A 20,547-nucleotide genomic window follows, 5' to 3' on the forward strand; every position below is an offset into this window, starting at 1 on the left:
CAACTGAGTCTCGAGCCGGACGCCGGCCGGGCGAACAAACTGGCTTCGAAGGTTGCCCGCCACATCGAGGCGGATATCGTTCGCCGCGGCTGGACCATCGGCGAATCGCTCGGCTCCGAACAGGCTCTGCAACAACGCTTTCGCGTGAGTCGATCGGTACTGCGGGAGGCCGTTCGCCTCGTCGAACACCACCAGGTCGCCCGGATGCGCCGCGGACCGGGCGGCGGCTTGCTGATCTGCGAGCCGGATGCCGGCCCCGCGACCCGTGCCGTGGTGATCTACCTCGAGTATCTGGGCACGACGCTGGTCGACCTGTTGAACGCGCGCCTGGTGCTCGAGCCCCTAGCGGCGTCCCTGGCGGCGGAACGGATCGACGAAGCCGGCATCGACCGGTTGCGGGCGGTGTTGCGGGCGCAGGAGCACTGGCGGCCGGGTATGCCGGCGCCGCGCGACGAGTTCCACATCGCGCTCGCGGAGCAGTCGAAAAGCCCGGTCCTGCAGCTGTTCATCGACATCCTGATGCGGCTCACCACGCGATACGCCCTGCAGTCGCGGGCCGACTCGGCGACCGAGGCCATCGAGGCGATCGATCACATGCACCACGACCACTCCGGGATCGTCGCCGCCGTCACCGCCGGCGACGCGGCGCGGGCCAGGACGCTCAGCGAACGACACGTGGAAGCGGTGACCGCCTGGCTGCAGCGGCATTACCCCGGCGGGGGGAGCCGGGCGCGCGGGCCGCGCCGGCTCGACGCTGACGTACCCCACGGCAAACTGGCCGAGATGCTGGCGGCCACCATCGGCGACGAGATCGCCGCCGACGGCTGGCAGGTCGGCTCGGTCTTCGGAACGGAGACGGCGCTGCTGGAGCGCTACCGCGTGAGTCGCGCCGTGTTCCGGGAATCAGTGCGGCTGCTCGAATATCACTCGGTCGCGCAAATGCGTCGCGGGCCCGGCGGTGGGCTGATCGTCACCAAACCCCACGCCGATGCCAGCATCGACACCATCGCCCTGTACCTGCAGTACCGCAAGCCGACGCGGGAAGACTTGCGCTGCGTCCGCGACGCCATCGAGATCGACAACGTCGCCAGAGTCGTCAAGCGGCGAACCGAGTCGCAGGTGGCGGCGTTCCTGGCAACCCATCCCGGCACGCAGGAGGGCGACGTGCGCAAGGCCGTCGCCGAGGAGGTCCGGTTCCACCTCGGCTTGGCGCAACTGGCCGGCAACGCGCTGCTGGACCTTTTCCTGCGGATCATCATCGAGCTGTTTCGCCGGCACTGGTCCAGCACCGCGCAAACCGAGCCGACCTGGGCCGACGCCGTCGCCGTGGAGCACGCACACCTGCGGATTCTGCAGGCGATCGAGGCCGGCGACGACAGCCTCGCCCGCTACCGCATCCGTCGGCACCTGGACGCCGCGGCCTCCTGGTGGCTGTAGGGCCCCGGGCCCGCCTCGATGTGATGCGTTCGTGCGCATACCAAAGGCCCTTCGGGGGTATGGGGAGGGGGACAACGGATGGCCGGTCCAGCAGGGGGTTGGCACTTGTGATCGAAAGCGAGAGCGCGAGGGTGACGGGGGGTTTGGGGGGGACGGGAACCGGCCAATCGGGTTTCGTTCATTCCGCGCTGCTCTACCGGTCGCGGTGGGAGTACCTGGACTTCGTGGTTCGCTTCGTCGTCGACGGGTTGACGCGGGGCGAGGCGGTTCTGGTGGCGGTCCCGGGCGACAAGCTGGCCTTGCTGCGTGACGCGTTGCCCGGCTCCGGCGGCGGATTCCCGGCGGAGCTGCGGATGGCCGACATCGCCGAGATCGGCCGCAACCCGAGCCGGTTCATGGCCATGGAGGGTTCCTTCGTCGACGAGCACCCGGGTCGGCGGGTGCGCATCGTGAGCCAGCTCGCCTGGCCGGGACGCACCGACGATGAAATCGTCGCCTGCGTCGAACACGAGGCGCTGGTCAACGGGGCCCTCGACGGATACCCCGCAACCGCGTTGTGCCTTTACGACGCGAGCCTGCTGGACGACGACGTGCTGGCGGATGCCCGTGCGACGCACCCCCTGCTGTGGAGCTGCGGTGCGCTGCACCGCAGCGCCGAATATGCGCCCGACGACGTCCTGGACCGCTGCAACCGACCGCTCGCCCCCAAACCCGGGGCCGTCACGTACATGGTCAGGAAGTCCGCGGACCTTCGCCCCGCCCGTTCGTTCGCCGTCAACTACGCCGGCTGGGTGGGAATGTCCCAGGATGGCATCGAGGATCTGCAACTGATCGCAACCGAGCTCGCCACCAACAGCTTGATGTATACCGACGGAGCTTGCCGACTGGCCTTCTGGCGGCAAGACGAGCATCTGGTCTGTGAGGCGCGCGACAGCGGGCGGCTGGCCGACCCGCTGGTGGGACGCCTGGACCCGGGCCCGAGCGGCCCCGCCAGTCGCGGGCTGTTCCTGGTCAACGCCATATCGGACTTGGTGCGCACACACACCACGCCGGCCGGGACGACGATCCAGGCCTACCTGCGGGTTGACGCGTCGGCTGGCCCGAACGGATAGGGGAAATCGCGCCGGATCGGTGGCCGCGAAGTCGTCGGGCGTTGCTTCGCACCGGATGCTTGTCGGCATCGACCACGAAAGCATCTGTCCGGCAAGGCTTTACCGTTCCGCGTGAAATGGATTTGCATTGCCCGCGCGCGGCGTCTAATGTTGGCGCTCGTGCGTCTTCTTCAGCGTGCCGTAGCCAGCACCCGCAGCGGGGTCTGATCCCAGACCGACCCCCCGCTGTGGGTCGGACGCTACTACCGTCGGTCGCTCCTGCTGATCAGAGAAGACCGACACCGTGCCTCTTTCCAAATCACTTTCCATCTCTCTTTCCGGGCCTGCCTCGTCATTGGCGCGCGAGTGCCCCGCGGCCTCCTGGTTCGGCCACCACTTCGGCGCCTTGTTGCCGCGCGGTCTGCGGGAGGAGGCCGACGCCATGTCGTGGGAGGGTTTCGTCGCCACCTATGGCCACGCGGCCGGCCCGCTGCGGCTGGGGCACTGGGCCTGCACCGACACCGAGCGGCCCGCCGGGCGGCTCGGTCCGCAGGCCCGTAACTTTCGGGCCATGATCGCCGTCGGCGATCACATCGGCACGTCGACCGCCGCCGCCAGCGGTCCGATCGCCGCTCTCACCGCGATGCTGCACGAGCGCGGGATAACGGTGGAGACATTGCGGTTTCACCAGGTGCGCTCGGGCGCGGTGACGGTCACGTTTATCCGCGGCAGCGACGGGGTTCGCGCCGAGTGGGCGATGGGCCTCTCGGAGGATCCGACCCAGTCGGCGCTGCGCGCGGTGATCTCGTGCGCCAACCGGCTGGTGGCCTGAAAGGCGTCAGAGCGGGCGCAGCACGATCGGCATCCCGTCCTTGGGCACCGGCATGCCGCCGTAGTCCCACTCCGCCTTGTATCCCGGGCGGGGCAGCTCGAGCCGATAGCCGCGCAGCAGGCGGTGCAGGATCGTCTTGATCTCCAACTGCCCGAACACCATTCCGATGCACTTGTGCGCGCCGCCGCCGAACGGCGTGAACGCGTAGCGATGACGCTTGTGCTCGTTGCGCGGCTCGGTGAACCGGTCCGGGTCGAATTTCAGCGGGTCCGTCCAGAGTTCCGGCAGCCGGTGATTCATCCCCGGATAGGCGATGACGTTGGTGCCCTTGGGGATGTAGTAGCCCAGCAGGTCCGTGTCGCGCACGGTCTGACGCATGGCCCACTGCACCGGTGACACCAGCCGAATCGACTCGTTCATCACCAGGTCCAGCGACTCCAGCTTTTCCAGGGAGTCGATGTCGAGCGGACCGTCACCGAGGCGGTCCGATTCGTCGCGGCACCGCTCCTGCCACTCCGGGTGGGCGGCCAGTTGGTAGACCATCGTGGTGGCCGTCGACGTCGACGTGTCATGCGCGGCCATCATCAAAAAGATCATGTGATTGACGATGTCCTCGTCGGAGAACTTGTTGCCGTCCTCGTCCTCGGTTTGGCACAACACCGACAGCAGGTCGTTGCCGTTCTTCCCGCGTTGTTCCCTGACGCGATCGCGGAAGTAGTTCTCCAGCAGTTCGCGCGCCTTCAGGCCGCGCCACCAGGTGAACGGCGGGACGCCGGTGCGAATGATCGCGTTGCCGGCGCGGGTGGTGACGGCGAACGCCTTGTTCACCTTGGTCACCAGCTCGCGGTCGGCGCCCGGCTCGTGCCCCATGAACACCATCGAGGCGATGTCGAGGGTCAACTCCTTCATCGCCGGATAGAGGAGGAAGCGGGCATCGTTGACCACCCAGTCGTTGGCGACCGTCTGAGACACGACCTTGTCCATCTGCTCGACATAGGAAACCAGCCGGGACCGGACGAACGCCTCCTGCATGATCCGCCGGTGAAACATGTGCTCTTCGAAGTCGAGCAGCATCAGCCCGCGGCGGAAGAACGGCCCGATCACCGGCACCCAGCCCTGCTGCGAGTAGTCCTTGTTGCGGTTGGAGTAGATGACCTGCGCCGCGTCGGGGCCCAGCGCCGCGACGCCCGGCAGGACCGGAGAGTCACCGAAGACGACCGGGCCCTTGGTCTGGTAGAGGAACATCAGGTAATCCGGTCCGCCGCGCAGCATCTCGATGATGTGCCCGATGACCGGCAGCCCCGCATCACCGAGCACCGGCTTGAGCCCGCTTCCCGGCGGCGGATCGGCGAGCTTGTGCTCCGGAAACTCGGTGTTCAGCAACCTGCGTTCGACGAGGCCCATGCCGGGGAAGTTGTTGATCGACGGGGTCAATCGGCGCCGCGCCTGATCAAGCAGGTAGTGCGGGGTGCTGATGGTGGCGGGCATTGAGGCTCCTTTGCGCTCCTTTGCGGGCCCGGGGCGGGTGACAGCGGTCACTGATCAACATCCTTCGGGACAAACTTGACGGCTGTCAAGTTTGCTTTTGCGGCGGCGTGGTGCAAGGTCGAGGGCGTGAGCAGCCACCCCGCCAACTCGGAGCCGGGCGAACCGGCCCTTCGCCGGCGGGGCGACAAACACCGGCAGGCGATCATGCAGGCGGTGCGCGATCTGCTCGAGGAAAAGCCGTTCGCGGAGCTGTCGGTGAGCACCATCAGCCTGCGAGCCGGGGTGGCCCGATCCGGCTTCTACTTCTACTTCGACTCCAAATACGCGGTGCTCGCCCAGATCATGGCCGAGGCCGCCGAGGAACTCGAAGAGCTCACGCAGTACTTTGCTCCGCGCCAGCCCGGCGAGTCGCCGGAGCAGTTCGCCAAGCGGATGGTCCGCAGCGCCGCCGCGGTCTACGCGCACAACGACCCGGTGATGGCGGCCTGCAACGTGGCCCGCCACACCGACATGCAGATTCGCGACATCCTGGAGGGGCAGTTCGAGGTGGTGCTGCGCCAGATCACCGCGATCGTCGAGGCGGAGATGACGGCGGGGACCGCGAATCCGATCAGCGACGACGTTCCGACGCTGGTGCGCACCCTGGCGGGCGCCACCGCCCTGACGCTGAGCGGCGACCCGCTCCTCGCCGGGCGCGAAGGTCATCAAGGCGACGTGGAGCGCCGGGTGCGGGTGCTCGAGCAGCTGTGGCTGAATTCGCTCTGGGGTGGCGGCCCGAAGTAACGCGGTATGGTCACGGCCATGGCACCAAGGCTTCCGCGGGCGGCCGGGCGGTATTTCGCGGGAAAGCGGTGTCTTGTCACCGGCGCGGCCAGCGGCATTGGGCGTGCGACCGCCCTGCGGTTGGCCGCGCAGGGCGCCGAACTTTATCTGACCGACCGCAACCCGGAGGGTCTGGAACTGACCGTGGCCGACGCCCGCGCGCTCGGCGCGCGGGTGCCCGCCCACCGCACGCTCGACATCGCCGACTACGACCAGGTGGTGGCGTTCGCCGCCGACATCCACGCCGAGCACTCGAGCATGGACGTCGTGCTGAACATCGCCGGCGTGTCGGCGTGGGGCACCGTCGACCGGCTGACCCACGACCAGTGGCGCAAGATGATCGCGATCAACCTGATGGGTCCGATCCACGTCATCGAGACGTTCGTTCCTGCAATGGTGGCGGCCGGCCGGGGTGGCCATGTGGTCAACGTGTCGTCGGCGGCCGGGCTGGTGGCGCTGCCGTGGCACGCCGCCTACAGCGCGAGCAAGTTCGGGTTGCGCGGCCTTTCCGAGGTGCTGCGCTTCGACCTGGCGCGGCACCGCATCGGGGTGTCGGTGGTGGTGCCGGGCGCGGTGAAGACCCCGTTGGTCGACACGGTCGAGATCGCGGGCGTCGACCGCGAGGACCCCCGGGTCGCCCGCTGGGTGGACCGCTTCAGTGGTCACGCCGTGTCGCCGGAAAGGGCGGCCGAGAAGATCCTGGCCGGCGTCGCAAAGAACCGATACCTGATCTACACGTCGCCGGATATCCGCGCGCTGTATGCGTTCAAGCGGCTGGCGTGGTGGCCCTACAGCCTGGCGATGCGCCAGGTCAACGTGATCTTCACGCGTGCGCTGCGGCCCAGCCCGGCGCCGCTACCGCGGCATGGCCAGCTCGAGTCGCACGCCGAGTAAGCGAACCGGGCGGTCCAGCTCGAAGAGGTCCAGGACGCGCAGGGCCGCGTCGGTGATGGTGTCGGCGTCGGTGGTCGGCTCGGGCAGCTTGCGAATTTTGGTCCGGGTGTAAAACGTCGCGGTCCGCACGGTGACGGCGACGCGGGTGACGATCCGTCCCGCGACCAGCACGTCGTCCAATGCGTGGCGCGCCAATCGCGTTACCGCCGTATCCATTTCGGCCCGATCGGTGAGGTCGCGCGGGAAGGTGACGACGTGGCTGCGGGAGCGCGGTATCCACGGTTCGGCGCTGACGTCGGTGTCGCCGCCCCCCTTGGCCAGCAGCAGCAGCCACAGGCCGGTGCTCGGGCCGAACGTGGAGATCAGCGGCTCCGCGTCGGCGTTCGCAAGCTCCCGCACTGTGGTGATATCAAGGGCCGCAAGCTTTTTCGCCGTCTTGGGACCCACCCCCCACAGCGCATCGACGGCACGGTCCGCCATCACCGTCATCCAGTTCGCGTCGGTGAGCGCAAAGATCCCGGCCGGTTTGGCGAAGCCGGTGGCGACCTTGGCCCGCTGTTTGTTGTCGCTGATGCCGACCGAGCAGGACAGCCCGGTTTCCGACGAGACGACCGTCCGGATCTGTTCCGCCACCTCGGTCGGATCCCCACCCTTGACGCCGACGTAGGCCTCGTCCCAGCCCCACACCTCGACCGGGTGTCCCAGGTCGCGCAGCAAGCCCATCACCTGGTCGGAGGCCGCGTCGTAGGCGGCCGGATCCGACGGCAGGACCGTGGCCCCCGAGTTTGGGGGGCAGCGGCGGGCGGCGGTGCGCAACGGCATGCCGGCGTGCACTCCGAATTCGCGGGCCTCATACGAGGCGCACGTGACGACCTTGCGCGGTTCGGTCGGATCACCGCTGCCGCCGACGATGACCGGCAGCCCGGCCAGTTCGGGGTGGCGGCGCAGCTCGACCGACGCCAGAAATTGGTCGAGGTCCACGTGCAGGACCCAGCTCATGCGGCCCTCACCGCCCACAGAGCTTGCGCGCCAGGCTTTCCCAGGCGTCGCCGAGCGTTTCCAGGGTGTGGCCGCCGTCGCTCAGCCGATGCTGCACGTAATCGGCGTCGAGCAGGGCCAGCAGGGCGTCGGCCTGGGCATCGAGGTCGCCGGTCGTTCGCGCCGACTGCAAGAGCACCCGCACGTGGGTGCGCTGCACCGCGACCGCCGCGGCGTGGCGCAGCTGCGGATCGCGGTTGGTTTCCGACAGCAGCTCGTGGTGGGCGTGGACGAAGCGAATCCGCTCCCGGCCAAAGGCGACCAGCCGATCCAGTGGTGGGGCATCGGGTCCCAGCGGCGGCGGGCCGAACAGAAAAGCCTGCTGGCTGGCCCGCTCGTCCTGGTCGAGCAGCACCATCATCAGGCCGGCGCGGCTGCCGAAGCGGCGGAACAGCGTGCCCTTGCCGACGCCCGCCGCGGCGGCGACGTCGTCCATGGTGACCGCGTCCGCGCCGCGCTCGGCGACCAGGCCGCGGGCGGCCTCCAGCAGGAGCGCGCGATTGCGCGCCGCGTCGCCCCGTTCCTGAGGAATGGATACGGGTAACTCGCGCGACCGCTCGACACTGCTCACACCTGCACTTTAGCGCCGCCGGAATAAACCGGACTATAGTCCGGTTCGTGCGTGGGAGGATGTAGACCAACAACCGAAGGGAACCGTTCAGTGGAAGAGAACTCCGACATCAAGGTCCTGGCGTTAGTGGGCAGTCTGCGCGCGGCGTCGATCAATCGCCAGATCGCCGAGCTGGCGGCGGCGGTCGCTCCAGCGGGTGTCACCGTCACGGTGTTTGAGGGCCTGGGGGAGCTGCCCTTCTACAACGAGGACATCGACGACGCAATGAGCACCGACGCCCCGCCGGTGGCTCCGGTGGCCGCCCTGCGCGCCGCCGCGGCTGGCGCGGACGCCGCCCTGGTGGTGACCCCGGAATACAACGGCAGCTTTCCGGCGGTCGTCAAGAACGCGATCGACTGGCTGTCCCGGCCGTTCGGCGACGGCGCGCTGAAGGGCAAGCCGTTGGCGGTCATCGGGGGCTCCTTCGGTCAGTACGGCGGGGTCTGGGCGCACGACGCGACCCGCAAGTCGTTCGGAATCGCCGGTGCCCGCGTGATCGAGACGATCAAACTGTCCGTGCCCTTCAAAACCCTGGAAGGCAAGGCGCCCGCGCAAGATGCCGAGCTCTCGGCGAATGTGCGTGACGCCGTCGGCAAGCTCGCCGCCGAAGTCAACTGAATACATTTAGGGATAGTCAACAACCCGCTTCGCCGGTGACCAGCATCGTTTCGATAGCCGGATAGACAAAGCCGCCAGCTGAAGCTGGCGGCTTTGCTGGTGCCGTGCTCGGCGGCAATCGCGCCCCGGCGTTGTCGGTAGCCGGTGATATACCAATCCGCATGGACGTCATCGACCCCGTTGTGATTTGCGACACGCCGAGCGCGTGTCGGTCTCAACGCTTACGACCAGGGAATTTCAGAATTGTTATTCAGAACATCTTGTATCTGCAGATCTTGTCAGCCACTAGGTGTAGTGTCTCGAGCACCGGCAGATCCCAGGTTCACCAGGCCGGCCGGGCCTAGTGAACCTCCCAAAATCGGCTCGTCAGGTCCTTCGACCACGACAGCCGCAGGACGGGAATCTGGGAGCCTGACGGGCCGCTGAACACAGCGAAGACCGAGTTTTTGCAGTAACCAAGTAGTTGCCAGTCCGTGACACGTTCCCACCTTCCGCAAAGGAGCGGCATCCATGAGCATCACCGTGTACACCAAGCCGGCGTGCGTGCAGTGCAGCGCGACCTTCAAGGCCTTGGACAAGCAGGGCATTGCTTACCAGAAGGTCGACATCACGCTGGACGCCGAGTCGCGGGACTACGTGATGGCGCTGGGTTATCTGCAGGCTCCCGTGGTGGTGGCGGAAAACGACCACTGGTCGGGTTTCCGGCCCGATCGCATCAAGGCGCTCGCGGGGTCGGCGCTCAGCGCCTGAGCAGTTAGCGGCAGGCATTAGGTCAGGAAGGTTGCGGTGCCATGGACATCCCCGGGCGCAACCTGGTCTATTTCTCTTCGGTGTCGGAGAACACCCATCGCTTCGTGCAGAAGCTGGGTGTTGCCGCCACGCGGATACCGCTGCACGGGCGCATCGAGGTCGACGAGCCGTACGTGTTGGTACTGCCTACCTACGGTGGCGGCCGGGCCACGCCGGACCTCAACGACGGTGGCTACGTCCCTAAACAGGTCATCGCCTTTTTGAACAACGAGCACAACCGGTCGTTGATCCGCGGCGTCATCGCCGCGGGCAACAACAACTTCGGGGCCGAATTCGCCTATGCGGGCAACGTCATCTCCCGCAAGTGCGACGTTCCCTACCTCTACCGCTTCGAACTGATGGGGACCCCGGACGACGTGGATGCCGTCCGCGCCGGTCTCGCCGACTTCTGGAAGGAACAGACGTGCCACCAACCGTCACTGCAGAGCCTGTAGCCGCCGGCACGCATGTGTCGCCCGAAGAGACGGACTACCACGCTCTGAACGCGATGCTGAACCTGTACGACAAGGACGGCAGGATTCAGTTCGACAAGGACGTGCTCGCGGCGCGCCAGTACTTCCTGGAGCACGTCAACCAGAACACGGTCTTCTTCCACAATCAGGACGAGAAGCTGGACTACCTGATTCGCGAGAACTACTACGAGCGTGAGGTTCTCGACCGGTACTCGCGCAACTTCGTCAAGGAGTTGCTGGACCGTGCCTACGCCAAGAAGTTCCGCTTCCCAACGTTTCTGGGCGCGTTCAAGTACTACACCTCGTACACACTGAAGACGTTCGACGGCAAGCGGTACCTCGAGCGCTTCGAGGACCGGGTCGTCATGGTCGCGCTGACGTTGGCGTCCGGTGACACCGGGCTGGCCGAGAAGCTGGTCGACGAGATCATCGACGGGCGTTTCCAGCCGGCCACCCCGACGTTCTTGAACTCCGGCAAGGCGCAGCGCGGCGAGCCAGTGAGTTGCTTCCTCTTGCGCATCGAGGACAACATGGAGTCGATCGGGCGATCCATCAACTCCGCCCTGCAGCTGTCCAAGCGCGGCGGGGGAGTTGCGTTGCTGCTGAGTAACATTCGCGAGCACGGCGCACCGATCAAGAACATCGAGAACCAGAGCTCGGGTGTCATCCCGATCATGAAGCTGCTGGAGGACTCGTTCTCCTACGCCAATCAGCTGGGGGCGCGCCAGGGCGCCGGCGCGGTGTATCTGAACGCTCACCACCCCGACATCTACCGCTTCCTGGACACCAAGCGGGAGAACGCCGACGAGAAGATCCGGATCAAGACGCTGAGCCTGGGGGTGGTGATCCCCGACATCACCTTCGAGCTGGCCAAGAAGAACGAGGACATGTACCTGTTCTCGCCGTACGACGTCGAACGCGTCTACGGCGTGCCGTTCGCCGACATCTCGGTGACCGAGAAGTACTACGAGATGGTCGACGACGCGCGCATCCGCAAGACCAAGATCAAGGCGCGGGAGTTCTTCCAGACGCTGGCCGAGCTGCAGTTCGAGTCCGGCTATCCGTACATCATGTACGAGGACACCGTGAACCGGGCCAACCCCATCGAGGGCAAGATCACGCACTCGAACCTGTGCTCGGAGATCCTGCAGGTGTCCACGCCGTCGTTGTTCAACGATGACTTGTCGTATGCCAAGGTGGGCAAGGACATTTCGTGCAACCTGGGGTCACTGAACATCGCCAAGGCGATGGACTCACCGGACTTCGCCCAGACGATCGAGGTGGCCATCCGCGCGCTCACCGCGGTCAGCGACCAGACGCACATCACGTCGGTGCCCTCAATCGAGCAGGGCAACAACGATTCTCACGCGATCGGGCTCGGGCAGATGAACCTGCACGGTTACCTGGCGCGTGAGGGCATCTTCTACGGCTCCGAGGAAGGCATCGACTTCACCAACATCTACTTCTACACGGTGCTGTATCACGCTTTGCGGGCCTCGAACCGCATCGCGATCGAACGAGGCACGCACTTCAAGGGTTTCGAGCGGTCCAAGTACGCGTCGGGGGAGTTCTTCGACAAGTACACCGAGCAGGTGTGGGAGCCGGCGACCGACAAGGTGCGCCAGCTCTTTGCCGATGCGGACATTCGCATCCCCACTCAGGACGACTGGAAGCGGCTGAAGGAGTCGGTGGCCGCACACGGCATCTACAACCAGAACCTGCAGGCGGTGCCGCCGACCGGGTCGATCTCCTACATCAACCACTCCACATCGTCGATCCACCCCATCGTGTCGAAGGTCGAGATCCGCAAGGAGGGCAAGATCGGGCGGGTCTACTACCCGGCGCCCTACATGACCAACGAGAACCTGGAGTACTACCAGGACGCCTACGAGATCGGTTACGAGAAGATCATCGACACCTACGCCGCGGCCACCCAGCACGTGGACCAGGGGCTCTCGCTGACGCTGTTCTTCAAGGACACCGCCACCACCCGCGACGTGAACAAGGCGCAGATCTACGCCTGGCGCAAGGGGATCAAGACGCTGTACTACATCCGGCTGCGGCAGATGGCGCTGGAGGGCACCGAGGTCGAGGGCTGCGTCTCCTGCATGCTGTGACGCCGCGCCGGCACGGCGGTGCCCACAAGCCAATTAGTCGTCGGCAAGCGCCGCGTTATCGCGGGCTGACGCGACCGCCCCGTGCCGAGTGTGAATCTGGCGACGGCTCGGCGTGTCGCGTCGTGAGATTCACAATCGCGAGCCGCGGAACGCCCGGTCTGCCCAGGTCAGCGACTCCTGCGCGGTATGGTGCTTGATGTGGTGAGAATTCCCCGACCCTCTCGACCCCATCCGAGCGTGAAGCCCGGGGTGAAGGTCGACGCGCGCAGCGAACGCTGGCGCGAGCACCGCAAGAAGGTGCGCGGCGAAATAGTCGACGCGGCGTTCCGGGCCATCGACCGGCTGGGTCCTGAGCTGAGCGTGCGGGAGATCGCCGAAGAGGCCGGCACCGCCAAACCGAAGATCTACCGGCATTTCCACGACAAGTCCGACCTGTTTCAGGCCATCGGCGAACGTCTGCGCGACATGTTGTGGGCGGCGATCTTCCCGTCGATCGACCTGAGGACGGATTCGGCCCGCGAGGTGACCCGGCGCAGCGTCGAGGAGTACGTCAACCTCGTCGACCAGCACCCCAACGTGCTGCGTGTCTTCATCCAGGGCCGCTCCGCAGCGAGCCCCCAGATCCTCGACGAGGGCCGCGGGATCACCCTGGCCATAGCCGACATGTTCGACAACGAGCTGCGGGAGATGGAGCTGGACCACGCGGCGATCGAACTGGCCGGCCACGCGGCCTTCGGATCGGCCGCGTCGGCCACCGAATGGTGGTTAGGCCCCGACGCCAACAGCCCGCGACGCATGCCGCGCGAGCAATTCGTCGCGCACCTGACGACCATCATGATGGGGGTCATCGTCGGCACCGCCGAGGCGCTGGGCATCTCCTTGGATCCCGACCGGCCGATTCACAGCGTGGTGCCCAGCAACCCCGCCGCCAGCTGACACCCGCGGCGTTGACATCGCCGCGGCCGTCGATAACACTCGCCTTATCCGATACCCTGGGTACTGGGTATTTGCGTGAGCCAACAGGAAGACCGATCCACCGTGACCGATGCCATCACACAAGCCGAGGCCTATCCTCTGTCGGGGCATGAGGCCCCGACGCCGGTTCATACCCGCGCCCTCATCATCGGGACCGGGTTCTCCGGTCTGGGCATGGGGATCAGGCTGCAACAACAGGGCGTGGACTTCGTCATCCTGGAGAAGGCCGACGACGTCGGCGGCACGTGGCGCGACAACAGCTATCCCGGCTGCGCCTGCGACATCCCCTCGCACCTGTACTCCTTCTCGTTCGAGCCCAAGCCCGACTGGAAGAACCCGTTCTCGTATCAGCCCGAGATCTGGGACTACCTCAAGGGGGTCACCGAGAAATACGGGCTGCGCCGCTACATCGTGTTCAACTCGCTGGTCGACCGGGGCCACTGGGACGACGACGAGAACCGCTGGCACGTGTTCACCACCGACGGACGGGAGTACGTCGCGCAGTTCCTGATCTCCGGGGCCGGCGCGTTGCACGTTCCGTCGTTCCCCGACATCGAGGGCCGCGACGAATTTGCCGGTCCCGCTTTCCATTCCGCGGAATGGGACAACAGCGTCGACCTGACCGGCAAGCGGGTGGCCGTGATCGGCACGGGCGCCAGCGCGATCCAGATCGTGCCCGAGATCGTCGGGCAGGTCGCCGAACTTCAGCTCTACCAACGCACCCCGCCGTGGGTGGTGCCGCGGTCCAATCCCGAGCTCCCCGCGGCGCTGCGCCGGGCCATGGCGAACGTTCCCGGGCTGCGTGCAGCGGTGCGTCTCGCGCTCTACTGGGCGCAGGAGGCGCTGGCCTTCGGCATGACGAAGCGACCGAACACGCTGAAGTTCATCGAGGCCTACGCGAAATACAACATCCGGCGCTCGGTGAAGGATCGCGAGCTGCGCCGCAAGCTGACCCCGCTCTACCGCATCGGTTGCAAGCGAATCCTGAACTCCTCCACGTATTACGGTGCGGTGGCCGACCCGAAGACCGAACTTGTCACCGACGGCATCAGCCGGATCACGCCCGACGGGATCGTCACGGCGGACGGCAGGGAGCGCAAGGCGGACGTGATCGTCTACGGCACCGGCTTTCACGTCACCGACTCCTATACCTACGTCCAGATCAAGGGGCGCAACGGCGAGGACCTGGTCGACCGCTGGAACCGCGAGGGCATCGGCGCGCATCGGGGTATCACCGTCGCCGACGTGCCGAACCTGTTCTTCCTGCTGGGCCCCAACACCGGGCTCGGCCACAACTCCGTGGTGTTCATGATCGAATCCCAGATCCACTACGTGGCCGATGCGATCAAGACCTGCGACAAACTCGGCGCCCAGGCGCTGGCCCCGACGCGCGCCGCGCAGGACAAGTTCAACGACGAGTTGCAGCAACAGCTGAAGGGCTCGGTGTGGAACAGCGGCGGCTGCAGCAGCTGGTACCTCGACGAGCACGGCAAGAACACCGTCCTGTGGGGCGGCTACACCTGGCAGTACTGGCGGGCGACCCGATCGGTCAAACGCAGCGAGTACCGGTTCTTCGGCGTGCGGACAGGATCCCGCGCCAAGCACTCAGCGGTGGCCGCTCAAGGCTGAGGCCCCGCCGGTTAGGCATAACCCCAGTTCAGGACTGTTAAAGGGAAACCACTCAGTAATGGGGGACTGAAGGCCGCGGCGGCTCGGGGCTATTCACCGATTCGTTCTTCTTCGTCTGGCGGTTGAACCGTTGTCGGGCTTTACACTGGGAGGGAAATGAGCGCCTATCAGACCGTCGTGGTCGGCACCGATGGCTCGGATTCGTCGCTGCGTGCGGTCGACCGCGCAGCCGCGATCGCTGCGGACCACGGCGCGAAATTGATCGTTGCGACGGCGCATCCCCCCGTCCCCGAGGAACGCGGTCGCTACGCCATCCCGCCGGGGAGCGACCACGGTCAGGACTACCGGACGGTGGGCGAGGCCCCCTTCTACGCGATCCTGCAGAACGCCAGGGAGCGCGCGCACCGAGTCGGGGCCAAGAACGTGCAGGAGAGGCCGATCGTCGGTGCCCCCATCAATGCGCTGGTGCAGCTCGCCGAGGAGGTCCATGCCGACCTGCTGGTCGTCGGCAACGTTGGGCTCAGCAGCGTCGCCGGCCGGCTGCTGGGGTCAGTCCCGTCCGAAGTCTCCCGCAGGGCCAAGACCGACGTCCTGATCGTCCACACCGCCGACTGAAGCATGTTCGGCCTCATTGAGGTCGATAAGCGTCACCGCCTCATGATCAGCGAACCCGAACGTCTAGCAGGTCCTCGTTTAAAGTTGTCAGTTGTACCCGGGCTAATCGCCTAGACGTCGGCTGAAGTTACCTGCGCGCCGTGCCGTTCCGTTGACTCCGAGCCTTTTGCAAAGGACCGAAGGTTCAGGCGCACGATGCGGTCCAGGACCCGGTCGGACACCACGCGGGCGATCCGCACGAGGATCGCGGCGTCGCGTCCGACGGTGTAGCGAGTCCGGGGACGAGATGCGGTCGCGGCCTTGGCGATCACCATTGCGGCGTGTTCGGCCGAAACGCCGATGTCGTTGAACGACCGGGCTTGTGCGGTGACGGCTGCGATGAGATCGCCGTAGCGTGCGAGTTGCGTCGCGGTCATGTTTGCCTTCAGTCCCTCCGCGGCGGCGATGCCGCGCTCGGCCATCTCGGTCTTGACTGCGCCCGGTTCGACGACGACGACCTTGATCCCGGCATGGCCGAGCTCGCGGCGCAGCGCGTCACTGACCGCCTCGAGCGCGAACTTCGAACCGGCGTATGCGCCATAAGTCGGCAAGACCACCTTCCCGCCAACGGAACTGATGTTCACGACGGTGCCCGAGCTACTGAGTAGGGCCGGCAACAATGCCTGGGTCATCGCGATGTGACCGAACAGATTGACCTCGAACTGGCGGCGCCACTCGGCCGGCTGCAGCGTTTCGACTGGCGCATTGATCGCGATCCCGGCGTTGTTGATCAGCGCGCGAAGGGGACGATGGAGCGGATCTCGCGCGACGCGGTCTGCGATCGCGGCCACGTCCGATTCAACGGTGATGTCGAGGATTTGCGGCTCGATGCCTCCGATGCCCTCAATGCTCAAGCCGCGCAGCGCGTCGGCGTCGGCCTCGCGGCGTACACCGGCGAGCACGTGAAAACCCTTGCGGGCCAATTCTTTAGCTGTGGCTGCGCCTATACCGGTCGAGGCGCCGGTGACGACGACCAGCTCACGACGGCCGGCGCGATTCGAGGCATTCATGGCGGTCTCCATCCGATGGTGGGCGTTTGAGTTGACGCTGTCATCTCAAACTAGCAGTTGAGTTGACGTTGTCAACTCAAGCGGCGGCTTATGCTCGGCGAGTGACGACACGATCGGAGAGTGCTGCGGCCACACGCCGTTCGTTGCTCGAGGCGGCGGGGGTCCTCCTCGACCTCGGCGGGGTCGAGGCTGTGACGCTGCGCGAGGTGGGTGCTCGCAGTGGCGTGTCACGCTCGGCGGCATATCGCCACTTCGCGGACAAGGAATCGCTGCTCACAGTTCTGGCCACCAATGCCTTGAGCGAACTGGGCGATGCGCTCGAGGTGTTGGTCAGCAGCGGCGACTCCCCCGAGGAATCCTTGCGATCCGCTCTGCTTTCGCTGGTCACCCTCGGCCGCACCCGGCCCCACCTGTACCGCCTGATGTTCACCACGCCGGCGGGTGATCCGGCCGCAGCGGTCCAGGCAGCCGAACGCGCTCAGGACCTGTTTCTCGACATCGTGGGTCGCATCACCGGTCCCCGGCGGGCGAGACGCTATGGAGCGCTGGTTTTGACCAGCGCCCACGGCATCACGGGTTTGGACTTGAGCGGCCACATGGATTTGGATAAGTGGCACACCAGCGCCGAGGAACTCATCGACACTCTGATCTCGGTGTTGCCAAAAGCTCGATGAACGCCCGCGCGGCAGCGTCCACGCCGGCATCGTCATCGGTGGCCACCAGATCCAGCAGCAGGCCACGAGTGACGGCCAGCCCGAGCCTTGCCATCGCGCCGTCGTAGGGAACGTCGGCGGTGGCCTCGACCTCGCGCAGCCAGCCGTCGACGGCGCCGGGAATCATTCGCGTGAACGGCTTTTCGCCCTGGGCGGCGCGCGAATAGCACTCGAAGAAGAGGCGTTCCAATTGGCGCAATTCGGGGCGACGGAGGTCGGCCCACATCACGGCGAAGCCGTCGGCCGGATTCACCGGCAAATCGGGGACGAGGGCCATCTGGCGGCGCTCGGCCTCCTCGACGATCGCAATCAACAGGCCTTCTCGAGAACCGAAGTGGTGCAAGAGCATCCGGTGACTGGTACCGACCTTGGCGGCGACATCGCGCAGAGAGCGGTCGCCGATGCCGTTCGCGGCGAACTCGTCGAATAGCGCATGCAGTAGTTCCCGGCGCCGTTCCAGGTCAGGCGTGCGGGCCATTGGCGCGGCTGGCCTGCTCGGACCGGGCCTTGAGGCCCCTGGCCTCCATGGCGAGGAAGCGCTTGGTGCGCTTGACCGTCAACTGCCCGACCAGCGCGCCGAGGACACCCCGCTGATCGAGCTCTTGGCGCACGAGGGTGCGGCCGCCAGGTAGGGCGGTGACGTAGTGGCGGGCGGTCACCAGCACGCCGGGGGAGCGGTGCACCCACGTCCAGGATGTGCCGGGTTCGATCTCGGCGACCTTCCAGACCAGCTTCTGCAGGCCGGGTTGCTTGATCGCGAACCGTTTGCCGACGGCGAGGGCGGATCCGTCCTGTCCGGTCAGGGAAGTCACCGACGCGGTCCACTCGGGCCAGCGCTCGACGTCGCTGAAGACATCCCATACGACCTGCGGCCGTGCATCTATCTCGATGCTGCCTTGGGTAAACATGTACCAAATGGTACATCCACATTGGGGTCTTGCATATGCCCTTACGCGACGCGTGCGTTGAGGTGCTTGAGGGCCGCCTCGGCACCGTTCCATCCGGGGATGCCGGTCACCCCGGGACCCGGGTGGGTGCACTGGCCGCACAGGAAGAGCCCTTCGACCGGAGTGGCGAACTTGTCGGCGCCCTCGACGACGCGGCCGGTCCACAGCTGGTTGGGCTGCAGCAGGCCATGCGAGTAGTCGCCGGCGTGTGCGCTGAAGGTACTGCCGAAGTAGCGGTTGGAGAACACGACGCGGTTGGTGACGGAGTCGGCGAACCCGGGCGCGAAGTTGTCGAAGATGCGCACGCAGGTGTCGGCGTATTGCTCCTTCCAGCTACGGTTTTCGTCGGCGTCCAGCCCCGTCGGGAAGTACGGGGTGAAGATGGTCGCGCTGTGCCTGCCTTCCGGCGCCAACGACGAGTCGACCATGCTGGGGATGTACAGGTAGGTAGGCGGCGCGTCGGGAAGCTGCCCCTTGCGGTATTGCTCCCATGCGTCGCTGATGTACTCCGGCGACGGGGCGTAGGCGACGGTGGGGCACCATTGGCCGTTGTCGTGCATGTAGGGCTGCAACCGCTCGATCCATTGGGGGGCTTGGTCGATGGTCAGGTGGGCCTGTATGTATCCCAGGTTGAAGTTGATCTCCTTGATCTTCCGGATGTAGTCGGGCGGAAAGTTCTGCGCGCCAGCCAGATTCACAAAGGTCGTGTACGGGTCGAGCGAGGAGAGCACGGCGTCGGCCGAAATCGTTGTGCCGTCGCGCAATTCGACCCCGGTGGCGCGTCCGTCGGTGACCAGGACCTGCTTGACGTGCTGTTTCATCTGCACCTCGGCGCCCAGCGATTCGGCGCGGCGGCACAGCGCCGTGCTCAGCGAGCCGATGCCCCCGCGCGGCATGATGTATTCGACGTTGCCGCCGCCAATCAGGTAGTGGTACAGCGTCGACGCGTTCGAACCGGGGGTCCAGGGGCCGCCGTCGAACGCGTCGATGGACATCGCCGCCAGCGAGCCCTGGATGCAGCGGGCCTGGTCGGGCGCCAGGAAGCGCCGGACGGTGTCCATCGTGCTGCCGTACCACATCTGGGCGAAATCGTGGCGGTCTGCGGGCGTGGGCTGGGAGGCGATCACCTCGATGATGTCGGGCGGGGGACCGAACGCCGAGTCGACGAAATACGGTGCGAACCGCCCGATGTGGGCAAACAGAGAGCCCAGGGCCGCCGCGGTGTCGGCTCCGTGATCGTCGAGCAGGTGGCGCGCCATGCGCTCGAGGTCGTTGTACATCACGAAGGGGGCGTCCTGCGCATCGCCGAACGTGCACGTCGACGTCCACTGATCCATCAGCTCGAAGCCCCACTTGGTGAGCTCGAGCCGTTCGGTCATCTCCTGCCGCCAGATCAGCACGGCCCAGGCGCCCACGCTGTGCTTGTATCCATCGAAGAGTTCGCGGGTCGCGGCCATCCCGCCGAGGAAGTGCGCCCGTTCGGCGACAAGCACTTTCGCGCCGCCCTTCGCCAGCACGTTCGCGGCGACCAGACCGTTGTGACCGGCCCCGATGATGATCGCGTCATAGTCCGCCATGCTGACTCCTCCGGTGATGATCCCTCGACAGAAGGCACAATGTCACATCTGACATATTTGCGTCAATGGTGACATTTGGTGTCTGCTTACACCGTGGAATCTCGTAGCCGGCGCACGCATCAGGCGCTGCAACAGGCGGCAATGAAGCGCTTCGTCGCCGACGGCGTGCACCAAACCAGCGTTTCCGATATCGCCGCCGATGTCGGGGTCACAGAGCGAACCTTCTATCGGCACTTCCCGTCTAAGCACGCGGTGATCTTTGCCGACTACGACATTGGCTTCGAGTGGTTCGCCCGCGCGCTGGCGTTGCGCCCGCACGGGGAGCCCATCACCGCGTCGGTGCGAAAAGCCGTGGACGCCTTCCCCTTTGATTTCGCGATGGTCCGCGAAGCGGCCACCATCCGGTCGCGCGACCTCGACCAGGACATCATCACCAGCCACATTCGACGGATGCGCGATCAGGTCGCCGACGAGATCGGCCGCTTCATCCATGAGCGTTCCAGACCCACCGCCGACGGAGCGATGATCGCCGACATCGCGGCGCACAGCCTGGCGACCGCGGTGTTCGTCTCGCTGGAAGCGTGGATGAGCAAAGGCGGGGACGACATCGACGAACTGAGCCGCCTCACCGATATTGCGTTGAGCGCACTGGAAGACGGCCTGACGCATACCTTGCGGGACGTGGGACTGGACTAGTAACGCCAAGCGCCGAGCGTGCACTCGCTGCGAAATTCCGCCCGGTTTTTCGCACTGAGTGCACGATCGGCGAAACGGAAAACCGCGACACGCAAACACAACTGCTTGTGCTGCGCCGCCTTGTCGGACCCCAGGGG

General features: G+C 66.0%; 21 protein-coding genes. 14 read left to right on the forward strand and 7 right to left on the reverse strand.

Features of this window, described 5'->3' with window-relative positions; translation table 11 throughout:
* Positions 1 to 3 precede the first annotated feature (3 nt).
* The 3 genes from JWP83_RS16390 (at position 4) to JWP83_RS16400 (ending at position 3,360) form a co-directional block, all read left to right on the forward strand.
* Positions 4 to 1,437, forward strand: a complete 1,434-nt coding sequence (locus JWP83_RS16390) for a FadR/GntR family transcriptional regulator (protein WP_297731882.1) — start codon at positions 4 to 6, stop codon at positions 1,435 to 1,437.
* A gap of 107 nt (positions 1,438 to 1,544) precedes the next feature.
* Complete coding sequence (locus tag JWP83_RS16395) at positions 1,545 to 2,549, forward strand: sensor histidine kinase (RefSeq protein WP_297731821.1); 1,005 nt, start codon at positions 1,545 to 1,547, stop codon at positions 2,547 to 2,549.
* A 334-nt stretch (positions 2,550 to 2,883) separates the two neighbouring features.
* Positions 2,884 to 3,360: a homocitrate synthase gene (locus JWP83_RS16400; protein WP_297731884.1), complete on the forward strand. Its 477-nt coding sequence runs from the start codon at positions 2,884 to 2,886 to the stop codon at positions 3,358 to 3,360.
* 6 nt (positions 3,361 to 3,366) lie between these two features.
* Here the strand turns inward: JWP83_RS16400 and JWP83_RS16405 are convergent, their stop codons facing one another.
* The gene (locus JWP83_RS16405; protein WP_297731823.1) at positions 3,367 to 4,848 is read right to left on the reverse strand and encodes a cytochrome P450; all 1,482 of its coding nucleotides are present in this window, start codon (positions 4,846 to 4,848) and stop codon (positions 3,367 to 3,369) included.
* 126 nt (positions 4,849 to 4,974) lie between these two features.
* Between JWP83_RS16405 and JWP83_RS16410 the strand changes: the two genes are divergently transcribed.
* Positions 4,975 to 5,631 (forward strand): TetR/AcrR family transcriptional regulator, encoded by a 657-nt coding sequence (locus JWP83_RS16410; RefSeq protein WP_297731826.1) that lies wholly within the window; start codon positions 4,975 to 4,977, stop codon positions 5,629 to 5,631.
* Positions 5,632 to 5,649: 18 nt separating this feature from the next.
* Positions 5,650 to 6,564, forward strand: coding sequence for an SDR family oxidoreductase (locus JWP83_RS16415; RefSeq protein ID WP_297731828.1), 915 nt, complete (start codon positions 5,650 to 5,652; stop codon positions 6,562 to 6,564).
* Here the strand turns inward: JWP83_RS16415 and JWP83_RS16420 are convergent.
* The gene (locus tag JWP83_RS16420; RefSeq protein WP_297731830.1) at positions 6,526 to 7,563 is read right to left on the reverse strand and encodes a DNA polymerase IV; all 1,038 of its coding nucleotides are present in this window, start codon (positions 7,561 to 7,563) and stop codon (positions 6,526 to 6,528) included. The genes JWP83_RS16415 and JWP83_RS16420 overlap by 39 nt on opposite strands.
* Positions 7,564 to 7,570: 7 nt before the next feature.
* Entirely contained in the window at positions 7,571 to 8,173 is a 603-nt protein-coding gene (locus JWP83_RS16425; protein ID WP_297731832.1) for a TetR/AcrR family transcriptional regulator, read from the reverse strand.
* 90 nt (positions 8,174 to 8,263) lie between these two features.
* Here JWP83_RS16425 and JWP83_RS16430 point away from each other — a divergent pair, with 90 nt between their 5' ends.
* From JWP83_RS16430 to JWP83_RS16460, 7 genes are all read left to right on the forward strand, one after another.
* A complete protein-coding gene (locus tag JWP83_RS16430) occupies positions 8,264 to 8,830 on the forward strand; it encodes an NAD(P)H-dependent oxidoreductase (RefSeq protein ID WP_297731834.1) in 567 nt (188 codons plus the stop codon).
* 510 nt (positions 8,831 to 9,340) lie between these two features.
* Positions 9,341 to 9,580, forward strand: coding sequence for a glutaredoxin-like protein NrdH (nrdH, locus tag JWP83_RS16435; RefSeq protein ID WP_297731836.1), 240 nt, complete (start codon positions 9,341 to 9,343; stop codon positions 9,578 to 9,580).
* A gap of 41 nt (positions 9,581 to 9,621) precedes the next feature.
* Positions 9,622 to 10,074: a class Ib ribonucleoside-diphosphate reductase assembly flavoprotein NrdI gene (gene nrdI, locus JWP83_RS16440; RefSeq protein WP_297731839.1), complete on the forward strand. Its 453-nt coding sequence runs from the start codon at positions 9,622 to 9,624 to the stop codon at positions 10,072 to 10,074.
* A complete protein-coding gene (nrdE, locus tag JWP83_RS16445; RefSeq protein ID WP_297731841.1) occupies positions 10,044 to 12,209 on the forward strand; it encodes a class 1b ribonucleoside-diphosphate reductase subunit alpha in 2,166 nt (721 codons plus the stop codon). The genes nrdI and nrdE overlap by 31 nt, the downstream gene beginning before the upstream one ends.
* A gap of 198 nt (positions 12,210 to 12,407) precedes the next feature.
* Positions 12,408 to 13,145, forward strand: coding sequence for a TetR/AcrR family transcriptional regulator (locus tag JWP83_RS16450; protein WP_297731844.1), 738 nt, complete (start codon positions 12,408 to 12,410; stop codon positions 13,143 to 13,145).
* 114 nt (positions 13,146 to 13,259) lie between these two features.
* Entirely contained in the window at positions 13,260 to 14,813 is a 1,554-nt protein-coding gene (locus JWP83_RS16455) for an NAD(P)/FAD-dependent oxidoreductase (protein ID WP_297731887.1), read from the forward strand.
* A gap of 156 nt (positions 14,814 to 14,969) precedes the next feature.
* Positions 14,970 to 15,428 carry a universal stress protein gene (locus JWP83_RS16460; RefSeq protein WP_297731846.1) on the forward strand — a complete coding sequence of 153 codons (459 nt, stop codon included), beginning with the start codon at positions 14,970 to 14,972 and terminating at the stop codon, positions 15,426 to 15,428.
* Positions 15,429 to 15,538: 110 nt separating this feature from the next.
* Here the strand turns inward: JWP83_RS16460 and JWP83_RS16465 are convergent, their stop codons facing one another.
* Positions 15,539 to 16,477, reverse strand: a complete 939-nt coding sequence (locus tag JWP83_RS16465) for an SDR family NAD(P)-dependent oxidoreductase (RefSeq protein ID WP_297731848.1) — start codon at positions 16,475 to 16,477, stop codon at positions 15,539 to 15,541.
* 101 nt (positions 16,478 to 16,578) lie between these two features.
* Here JWP83_RS16465 and JWP83_RS16470 point away from each other — a divergent pair, with 101 nt between their 5' ends.
* Positions 16,579 to 17,151, forward strand: a complete 573-nt coding sequence (locus tag JWP83_RS16470; protein ID WP_297731851.1) for a TetR/AcrR family transcriptional regulator — start codon at positions 16,579 to 16,581, stop codon at positions 17,149 to 17,151.
* On the opposite strand, the gene JWP83_RS16475 is transcribed toward JWP83_RS16470, so the two are convergent.
* Genes JWP83_RS16475 through JWP83_RS16485 form a run of 3 tightly spaced genes read right to left on the reverse strand, consistent with a single transcriptional unit; the run spans position 17,111 to position 19,714 of the window.
* Positions 17,111 to 17,668, reverse strand: a complete 558-nt coding sequence (locus tag JWP83_RS16475; RefSeq protein WP_297731853.1) for a TetR/AcrR family transcriptional regulator — start codon at positions 17,666 to 17,668, stop codon at positions 17,111 to 17,113. The genes JWP83_RS16470 and JWP83_RS16475 overlap by 41 nt on opposite strands.
* Positions 17,652 to 18,098, reverse strand: a complete 447-nt coding sequence (locus tag JWP83_RS16480) for an SRPBCC family protein (protein ID WP_297731855.1) — start codon at positions 18,096 to 18,098, stop codon at positions 17,652 to 17,654. The genes JWP83_RS16475 and JWP83_RS16480 overlap by 17 nt, the downstream gene beginning before the upstream one ends.
* 41 nt (positions 18,099 to 18,139) lie before the next feature.
* Positions 18,140 to 19,714 (reverse strand): NAD(P)/FAD-dependent oxidoreductase, encoded by a 1,575-nt coding sequence (locus tag JWP83_RS16485; protein ID WP_297731857.1) that lies wholly within the window; start codon positions 19,712 to 19,714, stop codon positions 18,140 to 18,142.
* A gap of 78 nt (positions 19,715 to 19,792) precedes the next feature.
* Here JWP83_RS16485 and JWP83_RS16490 point away from each other — a divergent pair, with 78 nt between their 5' ends.
* Complete coding sequence (locus tag JWP83_RS16490) at positions 19,793 to 20,410, forward strand: TetR/AcrR family transcriptional regulator (RefSeq protein WP_297731859.1); 618 nt, start codon at positions 19,793 to 19,795, stop codon at positions 20,408 to 20,410.
* Positions 20,411 to 20,547 lie beyond the last annotated feature (137 nt).

Origin of the sequence: Mycobacterium sp. (assembly GCF_025965855.1) — a bacterium.
In the GTDB taxonomy this organism is placed as follows: Bacteria; Actinomycetota; Actinomycetes; order Mycobacteriales; family Mycobacteriaceae; genus Mycobacterium.

Excerpts from the sequence above, each read along its gene's own strand:
- JWP83_RS16475 (WP_297731853.1), bottom strand. The coding sequence starts at position 17,668 with ATGGCCCGCACGCCTGACCTGGAACGGCGCCGGGAACTACTGCATGCG.
- JWP83_RS16460 (WP_297731846.1), top strand. The coding sequence starts at position 14,970 with ATGAGCGCCTATCAGACCGTCGTGGTCGGCACCGATGGCTCGGATTCG.
- nrdH (WP_297731836.1), top strand. The coding sequence starts at position 9,341 with ATGAGCATCACCGTGTACACCAAGCCGGCGTGCGTGCAGTGCAGCGCG.
- JWP83_RS16420 (WP_297731830.1), bottom strand. The coding sequence starts at position 7,563 with ATGAGCTGGGTCCTGCACGTGGACCTCGACCAATTTCTGGCGTCGGTC.
- JWP83_RS16480 (WP_297731855.1), bottom strand. The coding sequence starts at position 18,098 with ATGTTTACCCAAGGCAGCATCGAGATAGATGCACGGCCGCAGGTCGTA.
- JWP83_RS16485 (WP_297731857.1), bottom strand. The coding sequence starts at position 19,714 with ATGGCGGACTATGACGCGATCATCATCGGGGCCGGTCACAACGGTCTG.
- JWP83_RS16465 (WP_297731848.1), bottom strand. The coding sequence starts at position 16,477 with ATGAATGCCTCGAATCGCGCCGGCCGTCGTGAGCTGGTCGTCGTCACC.
- JWP83_RS16405 (WP_297731823.1), bottom strand. The coding sequence starts at position 4,848 with ATGCCCGCCACCATCAGCACCCCGCACTACCTGCTTGATCAGGCGCGG.
- JWP83_RS16415 (WP_297731828.1), top strand. The coding sequence starts at position 5,650 with ATGGCACCAAGGCTTCCGCGGGCGGCCGGGCGGTATTTCGCGGGAAAG.
- nrdI (WP_297731839.1), top strand. The coding sequence starts at position 9,622 with ATGGACATCCCCGGGCGCAACCTGGTCTATTTCTCTTCGGTGTCGGAG.